At 54.4% G+C, this 20724-nt stretch carries 16 protein-coding genes; 12 read left to right on the top strand and 4 right to left on the bottom strand.

Annotated elements, in window-relative coordinates; genetic code table 11:
• Window positions 1-28 precede the first annotated feature (28 nt).
• Genes atoD through M2374_RS05790 form a run of 4 tightly spaced genes read left to right on the top strand, consistent with a single transcriptional unit; the run spans window position 29 to window position 3875 of the window.
• The gene (gene atoD / locus M2374_RS05775) at window positions 29-688 is read left to right on the top strand and encodes an acetate CoA-transferase subunit alpha (RefSeq protein ID WP_117343431.1); all 660 of its coding nucleotides are present in this window, start codon (window positions 29-31) and stop codon (window positions 686-688) included.
• Between the two features lie 2 nt (window positions 689-690).
• Entirely contained in the window at window positions 691-1341 is a 651-nt protein-coding gene (locus tag M2374_RS05780) for a 3-oxoacid CoA-transferase subunit B (RefSeq protein WP_115257936.1), read from the top strand.
• On the top strand, window positions 1338-2660 hold the full coding sequence (locus tag M2374_RS05785) for a TIGR00366 family protein (RefSeq protein ID WP_181632067.1): 1323 nt from the start codon (window positions 1338-1340) through the stop codon (window positions 2658-2660). The genes M2374_RS05780 and M2374_RS05785 overlap by 4 nt, the downstream gene beginning before the upstream one ends.
• Before the next feature lie 30 nt (window positions 2661-2690).
• Complete coding sequence (locus M2374_RS05790) at window positions 2691-3875, top strand: acetyl-CoA C-acetyltransferase (protein ID WP_115257934.1); 1185 nt, start codon at window positions 2691-2693, stop codon at window positions 3873-3875.
• Window positions 3876-3918: 43 nt separating this feature from the next.
• On the opposite strand, the gene gyrA is transcribed toward M2374_RS05790, so the two are convergent.
• Window positions 3919-6555 carry a DNA topoisomerase (ATP-hydrolyzing) subunit A gene (gene gyrA, locus M2374_RS05795; protein ID WP_096756410.1) on the bottom strand — a complete coding sequence of 879 codons (2637 nt, stop codon included), beginning with the start codon at window positions 6553-6555 and terminating at the stop codon, window positions 3919-3921.
• Between the two features lie 158 nt (window positions 6556-6713).
• Here gyrA and ubiG point away from each other — a divergent pair, with 158 nt between their 5' ends.
• The 4 genes from ubiG to yfaE all read left to right on the top strand — a co-directional run bounded on the left by ubiG (window position 6714) and on the right by yfaE (window position 11594).
• Window positions 6714-7442 carry a bifunctional 2-polyprenyl-6-hydroxyphenol methylase/3-demethylubiquinol 3-O-methyltransferase UbiG gene (gene ubiG / locus M2374_RS05800; RefSeq protein WP_096756409.1) on the top strand — a complete coding sequence of 243 codons (729 nt, stop codon included), beginning with the start codon at window positions 6714-6716 and terminating at the stop codon, window positions 7440-7442.
• Window positions 7443-7811: 369 nt separating this feature from the next.
• On the top strand, window positions 7812-10097 hold the full coding sequence (gene nrdA, locus M2374_RS05805) for a class 1a ribonucleoside-diphosphate reductase subunit alpha (protein ID WP_181688925.1): 2286 nt from the start codon (window positions 7812-7814) through the stop codon (window positions 10095-10097).
• A 112-nt stretch (window positions 10098-10209) separates the two neighbouring features.
• A complete protein-coding gene (gene nrdB, locus M2374_RS05810) occupies window positions 10210-11340 on the top strand; it encodes a class Ia ribonucleoside-diphosphate reductase subunit beta (protein WP_096756407.1) in 1131 nt (376 codons plus the stop codon).
• Window positions 11340-11594, top strand: coding sequence for a ferredoxin-like diferric-tyrosyl radical cofactor maintenance protein YfaE (gene yfaE / locus M2374_RS05815; RefSeq protein ID WP_096756406.1), 255 nt, complete (start codon window positions 11340-11342; stop codon window positions 11592-11594). The genes nrdB and yfaE overlap by 1 nt, the downstream gene beginning before the upstream one ends.
• Window positions 11595-11597: 3 nt before the next feature.
• Here yfaE and M2374_RS05820 read toward each other — a convergent pair whose 3' ends face one another.
• Window positions 11598-12788 carry an MFS transporter gene (locus tag M2374_RS05820; protein WP_117343430.1) on the bottom strand — a complete coding sequence of 397 codons (1191 nt, stop codon included), beginning with the start codon at window positions 12786-12788 and terminating at the stop codon, window positions 11598-11600.
• Window positions 12789-13005: 217 nt separating this feature from the next.
• Between M2374_RS05820 and M2374_RS05825 the strand changes: the two genes are divergently transcribed.
• Complete coding sequence (locus M2374_RS05825) at window positions 13006-13884, top strand: LysR family transcriptional regulator (RefSeq protein WP_096756404.1); 879 nt, start codon at window positions 13006-13008, stop codon at window positions 13882-13884.
• Window positions 13885-13944: 60 nt separating this feature from the next.
• Here the strand turns inward: M2374_RS05825 and glpQ are convergent, their stop codons facing one another.
• Together glpQ and glpT are read right to left on the bottom strand one after the other, a co-directional pair.
• Window positions 13945-15012, bottom strand: coding sequence for a glycerophosphodiester phosphodiesterase (glpQ, locus tag M2374_RS05830; RefSeq protein ID WP_181688924.1), 1068 nt, complete (start codon window positions 15010-15012; stop codon window positions 13945-13947).
• Between the two features lie 3 nt (window positions 15013-15015).
• Window positions 15016-16374 (bottom strand): glycerol-3-phosphate transporter, encoded by a 1359-nt coding sequence (gene glpT, locus M2374_RS05835; RefSeq protein ID WP_137399812.1) that lies wholly within the window; start codon window positions 16372-16374, stop codon window positions 15016-15018.
• A gap of 274 nt (window positions 16375-16648) precedes the next feature.
• Between glpT and glpA the strand changes: the two genes are divergently transcribed.
• The 3 genes from glpA to glpC are packed head-to-tail and all read left to right on the top strand — an operon-like array spanning window position 16649 to window position 20713.
• Window positions 16649-18277, top strand: a complete 1629-nt coding sequence (gene glpA / locus M2374_RS05840; protein ID WP_117343428.1) for an anaerobic glycerol-3-phosphate dehydrogenase subunit A — start codon at window positions 16649-16651, stop codon at window positions 18275-18277.
• Window positions 18267-19526: a glycerol-3-phosphate dehydrogenase subunit GlpB gene (gene glpB, locus M2374_RS05845; RefSeq protein WP_181688923.1), complete on the top strand. Its 1260-nt coding sequence runs from the start codon at window positions 18267-18269 to the stop codon at window positions 19524-19526. Before glpA ends, glpB begins: the two co-directional genes overlap by 11 nt.
• Entirely contained in the window at window positions 19523-20713 is a 1191-nt protein-coding gene (glpC, locus tag M2374_RS05850; RefSeq protein WP_096756399.1) for an anaerobic glycerol-3-phosphate dehydrogenase subunit GlpC, read from the top strand. Before glpB ends, glpC begins: the two co-directional genes overlap by 4 nt.
• The last annotated feature ends 11 nt before the right edge of the window (window positions 20714-20724 follow it).

Consider the following 20724-nt stretch of genomic DNA (forward strand, 5'->3'; position numbering starts at 1 on the left):
AAAATGGACCAGGCAACAGGGAAATAGAATGAAAACAAAACTTCTTACCTTACAAGACGCTACACATTTCTTTCGCGACGGCATGACCATCATGGTCGGGGGCTTTATGGGCGTAGGTACCCCACCCCGTTTGGTTGAAGCTTTACTTGAGTCCGGCGTCAGAGACCTGACACTTATCGCTAACGATACCGCCTTTGTCGATACCGGGATCGGGCCGCTGATCGTCAATGGCCGTGTGAGCAAAGTGATTGCTTCGCACATTGGCACCAATCCTGAAACCGGTCGACGCATGATTGCCGGTGAAATGGAGGTTCAACTGGTGCCGCAAGGTACCCTAATAGAGCAAATCCGCTGCGGCGGTGCGGGGCTTGGCGGTTTTCTGACGCCTACCGGCGTTGGCACCATTGTCGAAGACGGCAAGCAGACCCTGACGCTTGATGGCAAAACCTGGCTGCTTGAACGCCCGTTGCGTGCAGACCTGGCGCTGATTCGTGCGCACCGCGCAGACATGCTTGGCAACCTCACCTATCAACTCAGCGCGCGCAATTTCAACCCACTGATCGCCCTTGCCGCCGACCTCACGCTGGTGGAGCCGGATGAAATGGTCGAAATAGGTGAGCTTCTCCCTGACCAGATAATCACCCCCGGCGCCGTTATCGACCACATCATTTGCCCTCTGGAGGCCTGATTATGGATGCTAAACAACGTATTGCGCGCCGCGTGGCGCAAGAACTTCGCGACGGCGACGTGGTGAATTTAGGTATCGGTCTGCCGACGATGGTCGCCAACTACCTGCCAGCCGATATTCACATTACCTTGCAGTCCGAGAACGGTTTTCTCGGGTTGGGTCCGGTCACCACCGCCCATCCCGATCTGGTCAACGCCGGTGGGCAACCGTGTGGTATTTTGCCCGGTGCCGCAATGTTTGATAGCGCTATGTCATTCGCGTTAATTCGCGGTGGCCATGTTGATGCCTGTGTCCTCGGTGGGTTGCAGGTTGATGAACAGGCTAACCTCGCCAACTGGGTGGTTCCCGGTAAGATGGTGCCCGGTATGGGCGGCGCAATGGATCTGGTCACCGGCGCGCGTAAAGTCATTATCGCCATGGAACATTGTGCGAAAGATGGCGCGGCTAAAATTCTCCGCCATTGCACCATGCCACTGACGGCCCAGCACGCGGTACATATGCTGGTCACCGAACTCGCCGTTTTCCGTTTCATCGACGGTAAAATGTGGCTGACAGAAATCGCGGAAGGCTGCGATATCACCGCCCTGCGTGAGAAAACCGACGCACAATTTGCTGTCGCCACCGACCTGGTCATCCTGCGAGGTGACGTATGATTGGCCGTATGTCACGCTTTATGACGCGTTTCGTCAGCCGCTGGCTGCCCGATCCGCTGATCTTCGCCATGCTGCTGACGCTGATAACGTTCGCCATTGCGCTGTGGTTGACGCCGCAAACACCGATCAGCATGGTCAAGTTCTGGGGAGACGGCTTCTGGAATCTGCTGGCATTTGGTATGCAGATGGCGCTGATCATCGTCACCGGCCACGCGCTGGCCAGCTCCGGTCCGGTTAAAAGTCTGCTGCGCACCGCCGCTTCAGCCGCTAAAACCCCCACACAGGGCGTTATGCTGGTGACATTCTTTGCCGCGGTCGCCAGCGTCATCAACTGGGGCTTTGGTCTGGTGGTGGGAGCGATGTTTGCTCGTGAAGTCGCCCGTCGGGTACCCGGCTCTGACTACCCGCTGCTGATTGCCTGCGCCTACATCGGCTTTCTGACCTGGGGTGGCGGCTTCTCCGGTTCAATGCCGTTGCTGGCAGCAACGCCGGGCAACCCGGTCGAGCACGTTGCCGGGTTAATTCCGGTCAGCGACACCCTGTTTACCGATTTCAATATTTTCATCACTCTGGCGCTCATTGTGGTCATGCCGTTCATCACACGCATGATGACGCCGAAACCGTCTGATGTGATCAGCATCGATCCAAAATTATTGCTGGAAGAAGATGATTTCCAGAAGAAACTCCCGCCAGACGCACCGCCGTCCGAGCGTCTGGAAGAGAGCCGTATTCTGACGCTGATCATTGGCGGACTGGGGATTGCTTACCTGGCACTGTATTTCGCCGACAAGGGTTTCAACCTCACCATCAACACCGTCAACCTGATGTTTATGATTGCCGGTCTGCTGCTGCACAAAACGCCAATGGCCTATATGCGTGCCGTCAGCGCCGCCGCCCGCAGCACCGCCGGGATCCTGGTACAGTTCCCCTTCTACGCCGGGATCCAACTAATGATGGAGCATTCCGGTCTTGGCGGGCTGATTACCGAATTCTTCATCGACGTCGCCAACAAAGACACCTTCCCATTAATGACCTTCTTCAGCTCCGCGCTGATTAACTTTGCCGTGCCATCAGGTGGCGGACACTGGGTTATTCAGGGACCGTTCGTGTTGCCTGCCGCGCAGGCGCTCGGTGCCGACCTGGGTAAATCGGTGATGGCCATCGCCTACGGCGAGCAGTGGATGAACATGGCGCAACCGTTCTGGGCATTACCTGCGCTGGCTATCGCCGGGCTGGGCGTGCGCGACATTATGGGCTACTGCATCACCGCCCTGCTTTTCTCCGGCGTCATTTTCGTCATTGGATTGACCTTGTTCTGACGGCAACCACTTATTTAAGGGAACAGAAAAATGAAAAATTGTGTCATCGTCAGTGCGGCGCGTACCGCAATCGGTAACTTTAATGGTTCACTGGCCACCACCGGCGCCGTCGAACTCGGAGCAACCGTGATTAAAGCCGCGCTAGAGCGCGCCCGCCTTGACCCACTCCGGGTTGACGAGGTGATCATGGGCAACGTGCTGCAGTCTGGTTTAGGACAGAACCCTGCACGCCAGGCGCTGTTAAAAAGCGGTCTCGCCGACACCGTATGCGGTTTTACCCTCAACAAAGTGTGCGGCTCGGGCCTCAAAAGCGTGGCGCTTGCCGCTCAGGCAATCCAGGCCGGACAGGCTCAGGCAATTGTCGCCGGCGGCATGGAAAACATGAGCCAGGCACCGTACCTGTTAGACGCCAAAGCCCGCTGGGGATATCGCCTCGGGGACGGACAGTTGTCAGATGTAATCCTGCGCGACGGTCTGATCTGCGCCGAGCATGGCTACCATATGGGGATCACCGCTGAAAACGTTGCCAAGGAGTATGGCATTAGCCGGGAGATGCAGGATGAACTGGCGCTGATGTCGCAGCGTAAAGCGGTATCGGCAATAGAGTCAGGCGCATTTGAGGCAGAGATCGTCCCGGTGAGTGTGGTATCGCGGAAAAAAGCGATCATGTTTGATCGTGATGAATTCCCCAAAGCCGACTCTACGGCGGAAGGCCTTGCCGCATTACGTCCGGCCTTCGACAAAGCGGGTACCGTCACGGCCGGTAACGCTTCGGGGATCAACGACGGTGCCGCCGCGCTGGTAATCATGGAAGAAGCGGCGGCGCTGGCTGCTGGGCTGAAGCCGCTGGCGCGGATCAAAGCCTATGCCGGCGGCGGCGTCGCACCCGCCATCATGGGCATGGGGCCGGTTCCGGCGACGCAAAAAGTGCTGCAACTGAGCGGGCTTCAATTGTCTGATATCGACCTGATTGAAGCCAATGAGGCGTTTGCCGCACAGTTTCTGGCAGTAGGGAAAACGCTGGGATTTGATGCACAAAAGGTGAATGTCAACGGCGGAGCAATCGCGCTTGGGCACCCTATCGGCGCCAGCGGGGCGCGTATTCTGGTCACGTTGCTTCACGCGCTACAAGCGCGGGATAAAACCCTCGGACTGGCTACGCTGTGCATCGGCGGCGGTCAGGGGATTGCAATGATTGTGGAAAGGATGAACTAAAAAAAAGGGCCGGATTTCTCCGGCCCTTCTCATTACGACTTAATTACTCTTCTGCGTCATCCGCCGCATCGTCATCGCTTTCTGCTTCAGGCGCGATATCATCGTCCCCTTCCGCAGCACTTCCGTCGATAGAATCCAGTTCTTCATCATCAACCGGTTCAGCTACACGCTGCAGACCCACCACGTTTTCATCATCCGCCGTGCGGATGAGGATAACGCCCTGGGTGTTACGCCCAACCACGCTGATTTCCGACACGCGAGTACGCACCAACGTACCCGCATCGGTGATCATCATGATCTGGTCGCTATCGGTCACCTGCACCGCGCCAACAACGGAGCCGTTGCGTTCGGTGACTTTGATGGAGATAACGCCCTGCGTCGCACGCGACTTGGTCGGATACTCTTCTGCCGCAGTACGCTTACCATAACCGTTTTGCGTCACGGTCAGGATAGCGCCTTCGCCACGTGGAATAATCAGAGAAACGACTTTGTCTTCGCCCGCCAGTTTGATACCACGTACGCCGGTCGCAGTACGACCCATCGCACGAACGGCGTCTTCTTTGAAGCGCACCACTTTACCCGCGGCAGAGAACAGCATCGCTTCGTCAGACCCGGAGGTCAGATCCACGCCAATCAGTTCGTCGCCTTCATTCAGGTTAACCGCAATAATACCGGCTGAACGTGGACGGCTGAACTCGGTCAGCGCCGTTTTCTTCACGGTACCGCTAGCGGTTGCCATAAAGACGTTCACGCCCTCTTCGTACTCGCGTACCGGCAGAATCGCGGTGATACGTTCGTTGGCTTCCAGCGGCAGCAGGTTGACGATTGGACGTCCACGCGCACCACGGCTCGCTTCCGGCAGCTGATAGACCTTCATCCAGTACAGACGACCACGGCTGGAGAAGCACAGGATCGTGTCGTGGGTGTTGGCCACCAGCAGGCGGTCGATGAAGTCTTCTTCTTTAATACGTGCTGCTGATTTACCCTTACCGCCACGACGCTGTGCTTCGTAATCGGTTAACGGCTGATATTTAACGTAACCCTGGTGAGACAAGGTCACGACAACATCTTCCTGGGTGATCAGATCTTCGATATTGATGTCAGCGCTGTTGGCGGTGATTTCAGTGCGACGCTCATCACCGAACTGCTCGCGAACCAGCTCCATCTCTTCACGGATCACTTCCATCAGGCGATCGGCGCTGCCCAAAATGTGCAGCAATTCAGCGATCTGCTCCAGCAGCTCTTTGTATTCGTCGAGCAGTTTTTCATGCTCAAGGCCGGTCAGTTTCTGCAAGCGCAGATCCAAAATCGCCTGGGCTTGCTGTTCAGTCAGGTAGTACTGACCGTCACGCACGCCAAACTCAGGTTCCAGCCATTCAGGACGGGCAGCGTTATCACCGGCACGTTCCAGCATCGCCGATACGTTACCCAGCTCCCACGAACGGGCAACCAGTCCGGCTTTCGCTTCAGCCGGGGTCGGCGCACGACGGATCAGTTCAATGATCGGATCGATGTTGGCCAGTGCAATCGCTAACGCTTCAAGGATGTGGGCACGATCGCGGGCTTTACGCAGTTCAAAAATAGTACGGCGAGTAACCACTTCACGACGGTGACGCACAAACGCAGCGATAATATCTTTCAGGTTCATGATCTTCGGCTGACCATGGTGCAGCGCAACCATGTTAATACCGAAGGAAACCTGCAGCTGGGTCTGGGAGTAAAGGTTGTTGAGAACCACTTCCCCGACCGCGTCACGTTTGACTTCAATCACGATGCGCATACCGTCTTTATCAGACTCGTCACGCAGCGCGCTGATGCCTTCAACGCGTTTGTCTTTTACCAACTCGGCAATTTTCTCAATCAGGCGCGCTTTGTTCACCTGATACGGAATTTCGTGCACGATGATGGTTTCACGACCGGTTTTCGCGTCAGCTTCAACTTCCGCGCGGGCGCGAATGTACACTTTACCGCGACCAGTACGATAGGCTTCTTCAATACCACGACGACCGTTGATGATCGCGGCGGTCGGGAAGTCCGGGCCTGGGATGTGTTCCATCAGCCCTTCAATGCTGATGTCTTCATCGTCAATGTAGGCCAGACAGCCGTTAATCACTTCTGTCAGGTTGTGCGGCGGAATGTTGGTCGCCATACCTACCGCGATACCGGACGAACCGTTCACCAGCAGGTTAGGAATTTTGGTCGGCATGACGTCCGGAATGCGTTCGGTGCCGTCATAGTTATCGACGAAATCAACCGTTTCTTTTTCCAGGTCAGCCATCAGCTCGTGGGCGATTTTCGACATACGGATTTCCGTATAACGCATCGCTGCGGCGGAGTCGCCATCGACAGAACCAAAGTTACCCTGACCATCCACCAGCATGTAACGCAGGGAGAATGGCTGCGCCATACGAACAATGGTGTCGTAAACGGCGGTATCACCATGAGGGTGGTATTTACCGATTACGTCACCAACGACACGGGCAGATTTTTTATAGGCTTTATTCCAGTCGTTGCCCAATACGTTCATGGCGTAAAGTACGCGACGGTGAACCGGCTTCAGGCCATCTCGGACGTCCGGCAGCGCACGGCCAACAATGACCGACATCGCATAATCCAGATACGAGCTCTTCAGCTCTTCCTCAATGTTGACCGGTGTAATTTCTCTCGCAAGGTCGCTCATCTAACCGCTATCCCTCTACTGTATCCCGGATTCAAAGGTCGCAAATTATAACACATCCGTGCAGATTCAGGTAAATGGATTCCCCCTGAGAGAGGCTTTATTCATCCTGCCAGGCTGATATACTCGTTTGTATTGCTAATTAAGGAGTAGAAGCCCCAATGAATGCCGAAAAAGCCCCGGTGACTCAGAACGTTGACCATGAAGAAATTGCCAAATTTGAAGCAGTCGCGTCGCGCTGGTGGGATCTTGAAGGTGAATTTAAGCCTCTGCACCGCATTAACCCGCTGCGTCTGGGTTATATCACCGAGCGCTCAGGCGGGCTGTTTGGTAAAAAAGTGCTCGACGTCGGCTGCGGAGGCGGCATTCTGGCTGAAAGCATGGCGCGCGAAGGCGCAACAGTCACCGGCCTGGATATGGGTTTTGAACCGCTACAGGTGGCAAAACTGCATGCGCTGGAAAGTGGCATTCAGGTGGAATACGTACAAGAAACTGTAGAACAACACGCCGAAAAACATGCACACCAGTATGACGTAGTGACCTGCATGGAAATGCTGGAACACGTACCGGATCCGCAGTCGGTGGTCAGAGCCTGCGCGCAGTTGGTGAAACCAGGCGGCGAGGTGTTTTTCTCCACGCTCAATCGCAACGGCAAGTCGTGGCTGATGGCTGTGGTTGGCGCGGAGTACATTCTGCGCATGGTGCCCAAAGGCACGCATGATGTGAAAAAATTTATTAAGCCTGCGGAATTGTTACAGTGGGTTGATCAGACAGTGTTAAAAGAGCGCCACATGACCGGCCTGCACTACAACCCGATCACCAACACCTTTAAGCTGGGTCCAGGCGTGGACGTGAACTATATGGTGCACACCACCGCGAAAGCCGAGTAACTTATCTGCACGCCTGATGACGTTTCGCTTATCAGGCGTACAAACTCTGTGCCAGATCATATAACGTAATCGCTCTTCGATGAAGAAATCAGCACTCGATCAAATTTTCTATTTTTTTTCTCAATTATTGACATCCTCGCCAGGCCTTATAAGACGCGCACTTAGCGATTATTACCCTTTTGCAACCTCAATTTAACGCCAAAATCAACTCTTGTACTGAAAAGAATCCCTACTAGAATACTCACCATATAGCGTCTATCTTATCAAACAACCCCTACATATAGTATTTATCCACAGACTTAGTCACAACATGGCACTGTGGATAATACGGGGGATATTTTTTTCTTTCACGGACAGGTAAAAAACCACATGAATCAGAGTCTGCTGGTGACAAAGCGTGATGGTAGTACAGAGCGCATCAATCTCGACAAAATCCACCGAGTTCTGGATTGGGCGGCAGAAGGACTGAATAACGTATCGATTTCTCAGGTCGAGCTTCGCTCCCACATTCAGTTTTATGACGGCATCAAGACTTCCGATATTCACGAAACGATTATCAAAGCCGCCGCCGATCTGATCTCCCGCGATGCACCGGATTATCAATATCTGGCCGCTCGTCTGGCGATTTTCCACCTGCGCAAGAAAGCCTACGGTGAGTTCGAACCGCCAAAACTGTATGACCATGTTGTTAAAATGGTTGAGATGGGCAAATACGACAATCATCTGCTGGAAGACTACACGGAAGAAGAGTTCAAGCAGATGGACTCGTTCATCGAACATGACCGCGATATGACCTTCTCCTATGCTGCCGTGAAGCAGTTAGAAGGCAAATATCTGGTACAAAACCGCGTCACCGGTGAAATTTACGAAAGCGCTCAGTTCCTCTATATTCTGGTAGCAGCTTGCCTGTTCTCGAACTACCCACGTGAAACCCGTCTGGAATACGTTAAGCATTTCTACGACGCCGTTTCGACGTTTAAAATTTCGCTGCCAACGCCAATCATGTCTGGCGTGCGTACCCCAACCCGTCAGTTCAGCTCTTGCGTGCTGATCGAGTGCGGCGACAGCCTGGATTCCATTAACGCGACCTCCAGCGCCATCGTGAAATACGTTTCCCAGCGCGCCGGTATCGGCATCAACGCTGGACGCATTCGTGCGCTGGGTAGCCCGATTCGCGGCGGTGAAGCGTTCCACACCGGCTGTATCCCGTTCTATAAGCACTTCCAGACTGCGGTGAAATCCTGCTCTCAGGGCGGCGTACGCGGCGGTGCGGCCACGCTGTTCTACCCGATGTGGCATCTGGAAGTTGAAAGCCTGCTGGTGCTGAAAAACAACCGTGGCGTCGAGGGTAACCGCGTACGTCACATGGACTACGGCGTACAGATCAACAAGTTGATGTACACTCGCCTGCTGAAAGGCGGCGACATCACCCTGTTCAGCCCGTCTGACGTTCCGGGCCTGTACGACGCGTTCTTCGCCGATCAGGACGAATTCGAGCGCCTGTACACCCAATACGAAAACGATGACAGCATTCGTAAACAACGCGTAAAAGCGGTTGAGCTGTTCTCGCTGATGATGCAGGAACGCGCCTCTACCGGTCGTATCTACATTCAGAACGTTGACCACTGCAACACCCACAGCCCGTTTGATCCTGCTATCGCACCAGTGCGCCAGTCCAACCTGTGCCTGGAAATCGCGCTGCCGACCAAACCGCTGACCGACGTTAACGACGAAAACGGTGAAATTGCCCTGTGTACGCTGTCTGCCTTTAACCTCGGCGCTATCAACAGCCTCGACGAACTGGAAGAGCTGGCCGTGCTGGCGGTACGTGCACTGGATGCGCTGCTGGATTATCAGGATTATCCGATCCCGGCAGCTAAACGCGGTGCCATGGGTCGCCGTACGCTGGGTATTGGCGTGATCAACTACGCTTACTGGCTGGCGAAGAACGGTAAACGTTACTCTGACGGCAGCGCCAATAACCTGACCCACAAAACCTTTGAAGCCATTCAGTATTACCTGCTGAAAGCCTCGAATGAGCTGGCTAAAGAGCAAGGCGCGTGCCCGTGGTTTAACGAAACCACCTATGCCAAAGGTATTCTGCCGATCGATACCTACAAGAAAGATCTGGATGCCATCGTCAACGAACCGCTGCACCACGACTGGGAAGCGTTGCGTGAATCGATCAAGGCTCACGGTCTGCGTAACTCCACACTCTCTGCTCTGATGCCGTCTGAGACCTCTTCGCAGATCTCCAACGCCACCAACGGCATTGAGCCACCGCGCGGTCACGTGAGTATCAAAGCCTCGAAAGATGGCATCCTGCGTCAGGTTGTGCCGGATTACGAACACCTGAAAAATGCCTATGAACTGCTGTGGGAAATGCCCAATAACGACGGCTACCTGCAACTGGTTGGCGTGATGCAGAAGTTTATCGATCAATCGATTTCAGCCAATACCAACTACGATCCGTCCCGCTTCCCGTCAGGGAAAGTGCCGATGCAGCAATTGCTGAAAGACCTGCTCACCGCCTACAAATTTGGTGTCAAAACGCTGTATTATCAGAACACCCGCGACGGTGCTGAAGATACTCAGGACGATATGGTGCCGTCTATCCAGGACGATGGCTGCGAAAGCGGCGCATGTAAGATCTGATGAATAATGCCGGGTGGCGCTACGCTTACCCGGCCTACGATTGCACGGTTTGTAGGCCGGATAAGGTGCTTGCACCGCCATCCGGCGCTCATCCCACAAAGGATTCACATCAATGGCATACACCACTTTTTCACAGACGAAAAATGACCAGCTTCTGGAACCAATGTTCTTCGGCCAGCCGGTGAACGTCGCGCGCTATGATCAGCAAAAATATGACATCTTCGAAAAACTGATCGAAAAGCAGCTCTCGTTCTTCTGGCGTCCGGAAGAGGTCGATGTTTCTCGTGACCGCATTGACTTTCAGGCGCTGCCAGAACATGAAAAACACATTTTTATCAGCAACCTGAAGTACCAGACCTTACTGGACTCCATTCAGGGGCGCAGCCCGAACGTGGCGTTGTTGCCGCTGATCTCGATCCCTGAGCTGGAAACCTGGGTGGAAACGTGGGCCTTCTCCGAAACCATTCACTCACGCTCTTACACCCATATCATCCGTAACATTGTTAACGATCCGGCGGTGGTGTTTGACGATATCGTCACCAATGAGCAGATTCAGAAGCGTGCGGAAGGCATCTCCAGCTACTACGACGAGTTAATCGAGATGACCAGCTACTGGCATCTGCTGGGCGAAGGTACGCACACGGTCAATGGTAAGACGGTTGTCGTGAATCTGCGCGAGCTGAAGAAGAAACTGTATCTGTGCCTGATGAGCGTTAACGCACTGGAAGCGATCCGCTTCTACGTCAGCTTCGCCTGCTCTTTTGCTTTTGCCGAGCGCGAACTGATGGAAGGCAACGCGAAAATCATTCGCCTGATCGCCCGTGACGAAGCCCTGCACCTGACCGGGACCCAGCATATGCTGAACCTGTTGCGCAGCGGCGTAGACGATCCGGAAATGGCAGAGATTGCCGAAGAGTGTAAACAGGATTGCTACGACCTGTTCGTACAGGCCGCTGTGCAGGAAAAAGAGTGGGCTGATTACCTGTTCCGCGACGGTTCAATGATCGGTCTGAACAAAGATATTCTGTGCCAGTACGTCGAGTACATCACTAACATTCGTATGCAGGCCGTAGGGCTTGACCTGCCGTTCCAGACGCGTTCGAACCCCATTCCGTGGATCAACACCTGGCTGGTGTCCGATAACGTGCAGGTTGCACCGCAAGAAGTGGAAGTCAGCTCTTATCTGGTCGGGCAAATCGATGCCGAAGTCGATACCGACGATCTGAGTAATTTCCAGCTCTGATGGGCCGTATTACCCTGCGCATCTCTGGCACGCAGCTGCTGTGCCAGGATGAACATCCTTCCCTGCTGGCCGCGCTTGAATCGCACAATGTTGAGGTCGAGTATCAATGTCGTGAAGGCTACTGCGGCTCCTGCCGTACCCGCCTGGTAGCGGGTCAGGTTGACTGGATTGCAGAGCCTTTGGCCTTTATTCAGCCGGGTGAGATACTGCCCTGCTGTTGCCGGGCAAAGGGTGATATTGAGATTGAGATGTAACGCCTAGTGAACTTCATGCGCGGAGACCAGCACCACGTCTCCGCGTTTTTTCATCTGCATGATGTACAGCGCTCCGGCAAGAACCACCAGCACGGCACCGACCAGATAAATCGCCCGATACCCCACGCCTTCTACCATCATCCCCATAATAAATGCCCCAATCGCCATTCCCGCATCCATTGCGTTGAAAAAAAGCGAATTGGCGATGCCAATTTTATGCGGCTCTACCGCGCTAATAATTTGCGTCTGGAACACCGGTGTCACCGAGCCGTAGCCAATGCCAATCAGTCCTCCGGCAATAATCATCATGATGCTGCCGTGGGTATATCCGAGCACCACAAGCCCTACGGTAAAGGCGACCAGGCACGGGTAAACCACGTATTTCGGTCCTTTTTTATCACAAATATTGCCGGTAAACGTTCGGCAGATCATCAGGCAGACAGCGTAGCAAAGCAGGAAGTTACTGGCGGCGGCCATCAGATCCAGCTCGCGTGCATACAGCGCCAGGAAGGCAGATACCCCGGCGTAGGAAAAGGTCATGAAGAAGGTCACCATGGCAAAAGGCAAGGCGGCACGGTCAAACATGGCGGCAAATCCCAGCTTAGGCTGCGAGCCATCGGCATGACGAATCACCGGCGGTACGGCAACAATCAATGACAGCACAATACCCACCGCCGCTACCGCTGTACAAAGCCAGAACGCGGAAGTAAAGGCCTCCCAGCGCGCCATGTTCAGACCCACCCATGGCCCAACGACCATCGCCAGTCCCATAGCTAAAGAGAAAAAGCTGATGCCCTCCCCACGTCGGGAGGCCGGTATCAACCGCGCGGAAATCGTCCCTTTTACCGTAGTAATAACGCCAAACGTGACACCATGAAGCACCCGAATAAACAGCAGTGATTCAATTGAATGGCAAACAGGATACAGCGCAGTGACCACCAAAAAGGCCAGAGAAGAGAGCACCAGAATCGTTTTATTCGAATATTTTCCCACCCATTGTCCGGCAAACGGACGTACCACAATGGCGGCTCCCAAAAAGAAGGTGACTAATAAACCCGCCTTATCAGGGGTCGCATGGAGACGCTCCAGGATATAAATCGGCAACAGCGTCAGCAGGACATAAAAAACAAAAAAGATAATAAAGCTGATAATCGTGATGGCCCAAAAATCTTTCGTCCACAATTTTTCTTTCATACTCGGCAACCTGTCCCGACGGCGCACGCAGGCAACGCTCAGAGCGACTGAACAACGGACAGGTGCGTCAAAATGTGATTTATCCCCGTCATAGTTCACGTTGCTTGTGTGTCGGCTACGCAAATTATTTTGGGTATTTAAGGTAGAAAGTCAGTATAAACAGGCTTATTTTATTAGAGAAATTAATCATTTTAATAGTATTAATTAGAGATAACTAATGACACTAACCCAGATCCACGCCCTGCTGGCCGTGCTTGAGTACGGTGGTTTTACCGAAGCCAGCAAGCGGCTATACACCACCCAGTCCGCCGTCAGTCAGGCTATTTCGGCGCTGGAAGAAGAGTTAGGGGTTAATATTTTGATCCGCGAGCGGCGCAAAGATATTCAACTTACCCCGGTAGGTATCCGGCTGCTCCCACATTTACGGACCATCATTGGACAAACGAACGCCGTAAAAGAGATCGCCGAACAGGAGAAACAAAACCCAGCCCGAACCTTGCACATCGGCTGTTTTCCCAGCGCCTGCGCCTGCATTTTGCCCGGTATCATCCGCTACTTTGAACAGCATCACCCCAACATCAAAATCATTCCCTATGAAGAGAACAGCAGTGCCATTATTGATTCGCTGCAGAGTGGAGGCATTGATGCGGGTTTTGTGCATTTTCCGGTCAGTGGCATGTACTGCGTGCCGGTTTATCGGGACAAATTCACCGTTGTTGTCCCCGAGGCTCACCCGCTGGCGGCCAAAGCCACAATCTCAGTAGAAGAACTGGTGGGAGAACCGCTGATTATCAGTAAAGGGCGCTATGAATTAAGCATCATGACGTTATTTAAAGAACAAGGTATTGAGCCAATCATTAAGTACGAGTTCAACCACCCGGATACGGCAATCAGTTTTATTCGTCAGGGGCTGGGGATCGCATTGTTACCGGAGCTCACATTAAAGGCGGTTGGCGGGCAAATACGTTCGGTGGCGCTGGAGCCAACGTTTTATCGGCAAATATCATTATTGGCAAAAGAGCCGCCGGTAGACGGCAGCCCTTTATATTTACTGCAGGCATGTATGGAAACACTGACCGCAGACGGTCTGATCTAACCGTCGGGAATGCGCCGGTGAAAAGGCCTGCAATATCATGCTATCGCAGGCCTGATACCGTTACTGCTTATGCAGGAACATCACCGCTTTGTCGGGGAAGTCGGTAAACAACCCGTCAACGCCCGCCTTGTTATACAGGATGTCATACAGCTGATTCACATCCGTCGTGTAGTCCGGCAGCTTATCGGCACGCACGGTATAAGGATGCACCATCATCTTATTCTGATGCGCGTCCTTCACCATCTCGGTCAGCACGATATTGCCTTTCTTCGACTTCTCATCGACCAGCATGTGATAGTCTGGACCAATGCCATCTGCATACTCAGCAACCTGCTTCATCGCACCCGGTTTAAACATCCAGTCATAGTTGTAATTCACCCAACTGCCGTCCGGTTTTTTCTCCTGGGTTTCATTCCAGTCGGTATAGGCAATCAGCTGCACCAGGTTGAGGTCCATCCCCATTTTGGGTTCCAGCTCATTCTTGATGCGCTTGAGTTCCGCCACATCAAAACTTTGCAGATAGACCTTATCCTGTTTGTCGCTGTAGCCGTACTTTTTCAGCACTTCCAGCGTCTTCGCAGCAATGTCCTTCCCTTCCTGGTGATGGAACCACGGCGCTTTAATTTCCGGATAGATACCGATGTTCTTACCGGTGGAATGATTTAATCCCTGAATAAACTCGATCTCTTCTTCGAACGTATGCACACAGAAATCAGATTTACCCATCGGGAAGCGCCCTGGGTAGGTCTGCACCTGTTTGCCATTTTCGATATCGAAACCTTCGGTAAATTTCAGCGATTTGATCTCATCCAGCGTAAAGTCGATGGCGTAGTAGCGACCATCTTTACGGGCGCGGTCCGGGAAACGCTCGGCGACATCGGTGACCCGGTCAAGATAGTGGTCATGCAGAACGACCAGATGGTCGTCCTTGGTCATCACCAGATCCTGCTCGAGATAGTCCGCGCCCTGCGCATAGGCCATCGCTTTTGCCGGCAGCGTATGCTCCGGTAAATAGCCGCTTGCCCCACGATGTGCAATCACAATCTTGTCAGCGGCGATGGCCGCGCTGCTGACCACCATACCGGTCAGCATCAACGCGACGCTAAGATTTTTCAATGTGGTTTTCATCTATTATCCCCCGTTACGCTTCAGTTCAATCTCTTTATGATGGCGCTTTTCACCAATCATGACGACCACCAACAGAATAACCGCCAGCACGCTGCCGCCAATCATCACCATAAAGCCACCGTCCCAGCCGAAGAAGTCAACGGTGTAACCGACAATGGCGCTCGCTGCCACAGAGCCGCCCAGGTAACCAAACAGCCCTGTAAAGCCTGCCGCCGTACCCGCCGCTTTTTTCGGTGCCAGTTCCAGCGCGTGCAGACCAATCAGCATGACCGGACCGTAGATCAGGAAGCCGATGATAATCATACATGCCATATCAACGTTCGGATTGCCCGCCGGGTTCATCCAGTAAACGATCGTTGCAATGGTCACCAGCGTCATGAAGAACACGCCGGTTGCGCCACGGTTGCCACGGAAGACTTTATCCGACATCCAGCCACACAGCAGGGTGCCCGGGATACCCGCATACTCGTACAGGAAGTAGGCCCAGGAGGATTTATCCAACGCGAAATGCTTCACTTCTTTCAGGTAGGTCGGCGACCAGTCGAGGATGCCGTAACGCAGTAAATAGACAAACACGTTGGCGATCGCGATGTACCACAGCAGTTTGTTTGGCAGCACGTACTGCATGAAGATCTGCTTCGCAGTCAGCTCTTCTTCGGCTTTTTCGCTGTAATCATCCGGATAGTCGTTCTTATACTCTTCAATCGGCGGCAAGCCACAAGACTGCGGCGTATCGCGCATCAGGGCAAAAGCAATCAGGGCGACAACAATCGCACCGAATGCCGGCATGTACAATGCCGCTTTCCAGTCGTTAAACCAGGCCATACCCAGCAGGAACAGCAGCGGAGGCAGACCACCACCGACGTTATGCGCGCAGTTCCACACGGACACAATACCGCCACGCTCTTTCTGCGACCACCAGTGCACCATGGTACGACCGCACGGCGGCCACCCCATCCCCTGGAACCAGCCACACAGGAACAGCAGCACAAACATCACCGCGATACTGGACGTCGCCCACGGCACAAAGCCCATGAACAACATCACCGCCGCCGCCAGAATCAGACCGGCAGGCAGGAAAACGCGCGGATTCGAGCGGTCCGAAATGGACCCCATGATAAATTTCGAAAAACCATAGGCAATGGAAATACCGGATAACGCAAAACCCAGATCGCCACGGGAGAAACCCTGCTCAACCAGATACGGCATCGCCAGGGCAAAGTTCTTACGTACCAGATAGTACGCCGCATAACCAAAAAATATCCCCAAGAAAATCTGCCAGCGCAATCGACGATAGGTGGGATCGATTTCCGCTGCAGGTAAGCGCGCCGTATGTGACGCGGGTTTAAAAATGCTCAACATAGTATGTAGCCTCCGTGGCCGTCTTTCGTTCGAAGGAAACACTGTAAGTACGTCATCACGACGCAACCTCCCCCAGTGTGGCCGCGATGTTAAGGAAAGATTCAGCACAAAAATGTGAAACACAGCACAGATTGTTACAGATTTATGACAAATGTTCATAAAGGCGCACGAAATCACGTTTCATTTTCGAATAATGAGCGATTATGCGCGAAATCAAACAATCCATGTTTTTTATGTGGCTAAATGATAAAAAAACGAACTGTGAGGAAAAACAATGAAAACTCGCGACTCGCAAACAAGTGACGTGATTATCATTGGTGGGGGAGCAACAGGTGCCGGGATCGCACGCGACTGTGCTCTGCGCGGATTGCGCGTCATCTTAGTAGAACGCCACGATATCGCTACCGGCGCGACGGGACGTAACCACGGCCTGCTGCACAGCGGTGCGCGCTATGCCGTCACTGACGCAGAATCTGCGCGTGAATGTATTAGCGAAAACCAAATTCTGAAACGTATCGCCCGCCACTGCGTAGAGCCTACGGACGGTCTGTTTATCACACTGCCGGAAGATGAACTCTCCTTCCAGGCCACCTTTATTCGTGCCTGCGAAGATGCGGGCATTCGTGCAGAAGCGATCGACCCTCAACAAGCGCGCATTATCGAGCCCGCGGTGAACCCGCAGTTGATTGGCGCAGTCAAAGTGCCAGACGGTACCGTGGATCCCTTCCGTTTAACCGCTGCCAACATGCTGGATGCCAGAGAGCATGGCGCGGTCATTCTGACGGCCCATGAAGTGACCGGGCTGATTCGTGAAGGTGCAACCGTCTGCGGGGTGAACGTTCGCAATCATCTCACCGGCGAGATGCAGTCCCTGCATGCGCCGGTGGTGGTGAACGCTGCCGGGATCTGGGGCCAGCGGATCGCGGAATATGCCGATCTGAGCATCCGCATGTTCCCGGCAAAAGGTTCGTTGTTGATCATGGATCATCGCATTAACCAGCATGTCATCAACCGCTGCCGTAAACCGTCGGATGCCGACATTCTGGTGCCTGGCGACACTATCTCGCTGATCGGCACCACCTCGCAACATATTGATTACGATGATATCGACAGCAACCGCGTCACCGCTGAAGAGGTGGATATCCTGCTGCGTGAAGGGGAGAAGCTGGCGCCGATTATGGCGAAAACGCGCATTTTGCGCGCCTACTCCGGCGTGCGTCCGCTGGTGGCCAGCGACAATGATCCAAGCGGTCGTAACGTCAGCCGCGGCATTGTGTTGTTCGATCATGCTGAACGCGACGGTCTGGATGGCTTTATCACCATTACCGGCGGCAAACTGATGACCTACCGCCTGATGGCTGAATGGGCCACCGACGCCGTCTGCCGCAAGCTGGGCAACACTCGCCCTTGCACCACGGCGGACGTCGCGCTGCCAGGTTCGCAGGAATCAACCGAGCACACGCTTAAGCGCGTGATCTCGTTGCCCGCACCGCTACGCGGCTCGGCAGTCTACCGTCACGGCGATCGCACCCCGGTCTGGCTGAGCGAAGGTCGTCAGCATCGCAGCCTGGTCTGCGAGTGCGAGGCGGTCACCGCAGGCGAAGTCCAATACGCCGTGGAAAATTTAACCGTCAACAGCCTGCTGGACTTGCGCCGCCGTACTCGCGTCGGGATGGGGACATGCCAGGGCGAACTGTGCGCTTGCCGCGCCGCAGGGTTACTGCAACGTTTTAATGTTACCACCGCCGCGCAGTCCATCACCCAGCTCTCCGAGTTTCTCAACGAACGCTGGAAAGGCGTGCAGCCGATTGCCTGGGGAGACGCACTGCGCGAAAGCGAGTTCACGCGCTGGGTGTATCAGGGGTTATGCGGTCTGGAAAAGGAGCACCAGGATGAAATTTGATACCGTCATTATCGGCGGCGGTCTCGCCGGACTGCTGTGCGGTCTGCAACTGCAAAAAAGCGGGTTACGCTGCGCGATTGTTACCCGTGGCCAAAGCGCCCTGCATTTTTCCTCCGGCTCGCTGGATTTACTCAGCACGCTGCCGGATGGACAGCCGGTGAGCGATATCGAGGCAGGCCTGAACGCACTGCGCACTCAGGCCCCCTTGCACCCTTATAGCCTTATCGGTACGCAAAACGTCCTGTCACTGGCGCAGCAGGCGCAAACCCTGTTGAAAGAATCCGGTGCCCAGTTGCAGGGCGAGGTGCATCAGGTACATCAGCGCGTAACGCCGCTGGGGACCTTGCGCTCAACCTGGCTCAGTTCGCCGGAAGTACCGGTCTGGCCGCTGTCTGCTCAGCGTATCTGCGTGGTGGGCATCAGCGGGTTACTGGATTTTCAGGCACACCTCGCGGCGGCCTCGCTGAGCCAGCGTAACCTCAGCGTCGACACCGCAGAAATCGAGCTGCCGGAACTGGATGTTCTGCGCGACAACCCCACCGAGTTTCGCGCGGTTAACATCGCACGCCTGCTGGATAACGAAGATAAATGGCCACTGCTCTGTGACGCGTTGCTGCCAATAGCAAAAACTTGCGACATGATTATTATGCCAGCCTGCTTCGGTCTCGCCGATTCCCGGCTCTGGCAGTGGCTCAACGAGCGTCTGCCCTGCTCGCTGATGCTGTTACCCACCTTACCGCCTTCTGTTCTCGGCATGCGCCTGCACAATCAATTACAGCGTCAGTTTGTACGCCAGGGCGGCGTGTGGATGCCCGGTGACGAGGTGAAAAAAATCACCTGTCAGGACGGTGTGGTAAGTGAAGTGTGGACCCGCAATCATGCTGATATTCCATTGCGTCCACGTTTTGCCGTGCTCGCCAGCGGCAGTTTCTTCAGCAGCGGACTGGTGGCAACACGCGAGGCTGTCCACGAGCCGATCCTCGGCCTGGATGTCCAGCAAACAGAGACCCGTGCGCAGTGGTATCAGCGCGACGTCTTCGACCCACAACCGTGGCAACAATTTGGTGTGAATACTGATAACACCCTGCGCCCAACGCTTGCGGGAAAAACGGTAGAGAACCTGTTTGCCATCGGGTCGGTGCTTGGCGGTTTTGACCCTATAGCCCAGGGTTGCGGAGGCGGTGTGTGCGCAGTCAGCGCCTTACATGCCGCACATCATATTGCAAAACGAGCAGGAGGCCAGCAATGAGCGACACACGTTTTGAAAGTTGTATCAAATGCACTGTGTGCACCACTGCCTGCCCGGTCAGCCGCGTCAATCCGAGCTACCCAGGCCCCAAACAGGCCGGGCCGGACGGGGAACGTCTGCGTCTAAAAGACGGTGCGTTATACGATGATGCGCTGAAATACTGTATCAACTGCAAACGCTGCGAAGTCGCCTGTCCGTCAGATGTTAAAATTGGCGATATCATCCAGCGCGCGCGCGCCAAATATGACACCACGCGTCCGTCGCTGCGCAACTTTGTCTTAAGCCATACCGATTTGATGGGCAGCGTTTCCACACCGTTCGCGCCGATCGTCAATACCGCCACCTCGCTGAAGCCCGTGCGTCAGCTGCTCGATTACGCGTTAAAAATCGATCATCGCCGGACGCTGCCAAAATACTCCTTTGGTACCTTCCGCCGCTGGTACCGCAGCGTTGCCGCACAGCAGGCGCAGTATCAGGATCAGGTCGCCTTTTTTCACGGCTGCTTTGTGAACTATAACCATCCACAGCTTGGCAAAGACCTGATTAAAGTGCTGAATGCGATGGGGACCGGCGTACAGTTGCTGAGTAAAGAGAAGTGCTGCGGCGTGCCGCTGATCGCCAACGGTTTTACCGATAAGGCACGTAAGCAGGCGGTCAGCAACGTGGCTTCGCTCAGAGAAGCCATTGACGGAAAAGGTATTCCGGTGCTTGCCACCTCATCAACCTGTACCTTTGCGCTTCGCGATGAATATCCCGAAGTGCTGGATGTCGACAACACGGGCCTGCGTGAACATATTGAGCTGGCCACCCGTTGGCTGTGGCGCAAACTGGACGGCGGGCAAACGCTGCCGCTAAAAACACTGCCACTGAAGGTGGTCTACCACACCCCCTGCCATATGGAGAAAATGGGCTGGACGCTCTACACGCTGGAGCTGCTGCGTCAAATTCCTGGTCTGGAACTGACGGTGCTGGATTCCCAATGCTGCGGCATCGCCGGGACCTACGGCTTTAAAAAGGAAAACTACCCCACTTCGCAATCCATTGGCGCCCCGCTATTCCGCCAGATCGAAGAAAGCGGAGCCGATATCGTCGTTACCGACTGCGAAACCTGCAAATGGCAGATTGAGATGTCCACCAGCAAGCGCTGTGAGCATCCAATAACCCTGCTGGCACAGGCGTTAGGCTAACTAACCAAGCC

Origin of the sequence: Citrobacter sp. JUb117 (assembly GCF_024809055.1) — a bacterium.
GTDB lineage: Bacteria > Pseudomonadota > Gammaproteobacteria > Enterobacterales > Enterobacteriaceae > Citrobacter > Citrobacter gillenii.

Coding starts and splice junctions, on each gene's coding strand:
- atoD (WP_117343431.1), top strand. CDS start 29: ATGAAAACAAAACTTCTTACCTTACAAGACGCTACACATTTCTTTCGC.
- M2374_RS05780 (WP_115257936.1), top strand. CDS start 691: ATGGATGCTAAACAACGTATTGCGCGCCGCGTGGCGCAAGAACTTCGC.
- M2374_RS05785 (WP_181632067.1), top strand. CDS start 1,338: ATGATTGGCCGTATGTCACGCTTTATGACGCGTTTCGTCAGCCGCTGG.
- M2374_RS05790 (WP_115257934.1), top strand. CDS start 2,691: ATGAAAAATTGTGTCATCGTCAGTGCGGCGCGTACCGCAATCGGTAAC.
- gyrA (WP_096756410.1), bottom strand. CDS start 6,555: ATGAGCGACCTTGCGAGAGAAATTACACCGGTCAACATTGAGGAAGAG.
- ubiG (WP_096756409.1), top strand. CDS start 6,714: ATGAATGCCGAAAAAGCCCCGGTGACTCAGAACGTTGACCATGAAGAA.
- nrdA (WP_181688925.1), top strand. CDS start 7,812: ATGAATCAGAGTCTGCTGGTGACAAAGCGTGATGGTAGTACAGAGCGC.
- nrdB (WP_096756407.1), top strand. CDS start 10,210: ATGGCATACACCACTTTTTCACAGACGAAAAATGACCAGCTTCTGGAA.
- yfaE (WP_096756406.1), top strand. CDS start 11,340: ATGGGCCGTATTACCCTGCGCATCTCTGGCACGCAGCTGCTGTGCCAG.
- M2374_RS05820 (WP_117343430.1), bottom strand. CDS start 12,788: ATGAAAGAAAAATTGTGGACGAAAGATTTTTGGGCCATCACGATTATC.
- M2374_RS05825 (WP_096756404.1), top strand. CDS start 13,006: ATGACACTAACCCAGATCCACGCCCTGCTGGCCGTGCTTGAGTACGGT.
- glpQ (WP_181688924.1), bottom strand. CDS start 15,012: ATGAAAACCACATTGAAAAATCTTAGCGTCGCGTTGATGCTGACCGGT.
- glpT (WP_137399812.1), bottom strand. CDS start 16,374: ATGTTGAGCATTTTTAAACCCGCGTCACATACGGCGCGCTTACCTGCA.
- glpA (WP_117343428.1), top strand. CDS start 16,649: ATGAAAACTCGCGACTCGCAAACAAGTGACGTGATTATCATTGGTGGG.
- glpB (WP_181688923.1), top strand. CDS start 18,267: ATGAAATTTGATACCGTCATTATCGGCGGCGGTCTCGCCGGACTGCTG.
- glpC (WP_096756399.1), top strand. CDS start 19,523: ATGAGCGACACACGTTTTGAAAGTTGTATCAAATGCACTGTGTGCACC.